Annotated in this window: 2 protein-coding genes; both read left to right on the top strand. The window is 60.7% G+C overall.

All coding sequences use genetic code 11. The features are described 5' to 3' along the window. Positions 1 to 690: transposase (locus Q2941_RS51185; protein WP_458197483.1), on the top strand; the 690-nt coding region annotated here is incomplete at its 5' end. A 284-nt stretch (positions 691 to 974) separates the two neighbouring features. Then, positions 975 to 2,426, top strand: a complete 1,452-nt coding sequence (locus tag Q2941_RS51190; protein WP_458197484.1) for a short-chain fatty acid transporter — start codon at positions 975 to 977, stop codon at positions 2,424 to 2,426. The last annotated feature ends 315 nt before the right edge of the window (positions 2,427 to 2,741 follow it).

Genomic DNA, 2,741 nt, shown 5'->3' on the forward strand with positions numbered 1-2,741 from the left:
AATGTCCAAGTCGCCGTCGATACCGACCATCACCTGATCATCGCGCATGAGGTGACGAACAGCGGCTCAGATCGGGCGCAACTTGCCAATATGGCCAGGCAGGCGAAGGCTGTTCTGAAGACCGAGACGCTCGATGCCGTTGCCGATCGCGGCTACTTCAGCAGCCCGGAGATCCTCGCCTGCCACGAGGCCGGCATCACGGTAACTCTGCCCAAGCCGATGACTTCGGGCGCCAAGTCGGACGGACGCTTCGGTAAGCAGGACTTTGTCTATTTGCCTGAGGAAGACGCCTATCGTTGTCCGGCCGGAGAGCGATTGCCGTATCGCTATACAAACGAAGAAGCCGACAAGATGCTGCGGCGCTACTGCACTAACGCCTGTAAGAATTGTCCGATCAAACCCCAGTGCACGCCCGGGGCAGAGCGACGGATCACGCGATGGGAGCACGAGGATCTGCTCGACGCCGTGCAGCAGCGGCTCGATGCGAACCCACTCGCTATGCGCCTTCGTCGCGAGACCGTCGAGCATCCGTTCGGCACGATGAAGGCACGCATGGGAGCGACGCACTTCCTGACCAAAACCCTTCCAAAGGTAGCCGCCGAGATGGCCCTCTCGGTTCTGGCCTATAATCTGACCCGAGCAATGAATATCCTCGGGATCAGGCCGCTGATCGCCGCGATCGCGGCCTGAGGCCGGCCCAGTTTTGGCTTCAAGACTGACGGCCCTATAAAACTGTTTTTACACGGCCAAGACCCAGAACCGACATGGGCCTCGCTCTCGGTCACCCCTCGGGCCGAGATAGTTGAAGCCGCCCAACGCTTGGCACCATGGCTTGCCTCAAAAGCACGCAAAGAAGTACCTCCGTCAGTTTGATCTAGATCAAGCGCCCTTCCACAATCATCCGTGTCCATGTCGTTCGTCGGCCGTTAGGCTTGATGCTAACCTTTCGAGTAACGGGCCTTGGGGGGATTATCATGGCAACGACGAATACGGTTGCGTCTTCCGCTTCTGCAACGCAGCGGGAAGGCGCACTGGTGCGCATTGCGATCGGCTTTACCGCGTGGGCGGAAAAGTGGTTTCCCGACGCCTTCATCTTTGTCGCCATCGCCGTCGTGGTGGTCGCGGCGGCGGCGCTGCTGAACGGAGCCTCTCCGGTTGCCGTTAGTGTGGCGTTCGGCAACGGGTTCTGGAGCCTGATTACCTTCACCATGCAGATGGCCTTCGTTGCCATCGGCGGTTATGTCGTCGCCACCTCTGCGCCGGCGCAACGGCTGATCGGCTGGCTGGCCGATTTGCCCAAGACCGGCGTCGGCGCCGTCGGCCTTGTCGCCTTCGTCAGTATTCTGGCTTCACTGCTCAATTGGGGACTGAGCCTGATCCTCGGAGGACTCTTGGTAGTCGCGCTCGCGGCACGGCGCGAATTGAAGATGGATTATCGCGCTGCGGGCGCGGCCGCCTATCTCGGGCTTGGCGCCACTTGGGCGATGGGCCTATCCTCCTCGGCGGCGCAGTTGCAGGCCAATGCCGCGAGCCTGCCGAAAAGCCTGGTGTCGATCACCGGTGTCATCCCATTCTCCGAGACCATTTTCCTGTGGCAATCGCTGGTGATCACAGCTGTACTTCTCGTGATCTCGGTCGCCATTGCGATCTGGTCGGCGCCCGGTCCCAACTCAGCCGTGACGGCAGAAGCGATGGGAATAGAGCTCTCGCGCGGCGATGCCATCGAGGTGGCACCAGCGAAGCACCCCGGGGAATGGCTGGAGCACTCGCCGATCCTCACCATCCTGCTGGTGCTGCTCGCGGCCGGCTGGGTGATCAACGAGTTCGCCCGTCAGGACTGGATGATCGCGATCTCCAATCTCAACACCTATAACTTCATCTTCATCATGGTGGGTCTTCTGCTGCACTGGCGGCCGAAGCGCTTCCTCGCCGCGGTGATTAAGTCGGTGCCGGCGACCTCGGGCGTGCTGATCCAGTTCCCGTTCTACGGCGCGATTGCCGCGATCCTCACGCAGGCCAAGAACGGCGCGGGCGTCGCCGTCTCCGACCAGATCACCCACGCCTTCGTCGCAATGTCCACCCAGCATCTCTATCCGCTGGTGATCGGCATCTATTCGGCGATCCTTGGCTTTTTCATCCCGTCGGGCGGCGGCAAGTGGCTACTTGAGGCGCCCTACGTGATGCAGGCCGCCAACGATCTCAAGGTGCATCTCGGCTGGGCCGTCCAGGTCTATAATGCGGCGGAAGCCTTGCCCAATCTGATCAATCCGTTCTGGATGCTGCCGCTGCTTGGCGTGCTGAGCTTGCGCGCGCGCGACGTGGTCGGATTCACCTTCCTGCAACTGCTGTTTCACTTGCCGATCGTGCTGTTCCTGCTGTGGGCGCTGGCCTACACGCTGGAATATCATCCGCCGGCGATACCGTGAGAGTCGGTGTCATTCTCGTGCCGACGAGGTGATCGAGTGACGCTTGCCATGGCTTCTGGCCCTTCGCGTCATTTCGCTGCCGCGCAGTAAGTACGTGGCTTTTGGAGCGAAGCGGACATCAAGTGACAGGCGCAGCCCGCAGACACGGTCGAAATGACCCCGAGCAGACATGAGTGCCTCGCTAAACGCGGCCCTCCCTCTGATATCTTACTCGTCTGCCGAAAACGCATAGGCCGCAAAATGAAGGCGCCTTAAACGGTAAGCTCGGTGTAGTGGACAGCGAAACCGGCCATTCGAGGAGGACGTCGTGATCAA

It is taken from the genome of Bradyrhizobium sp. UFLA05-153, assembly GCF_054185185.1.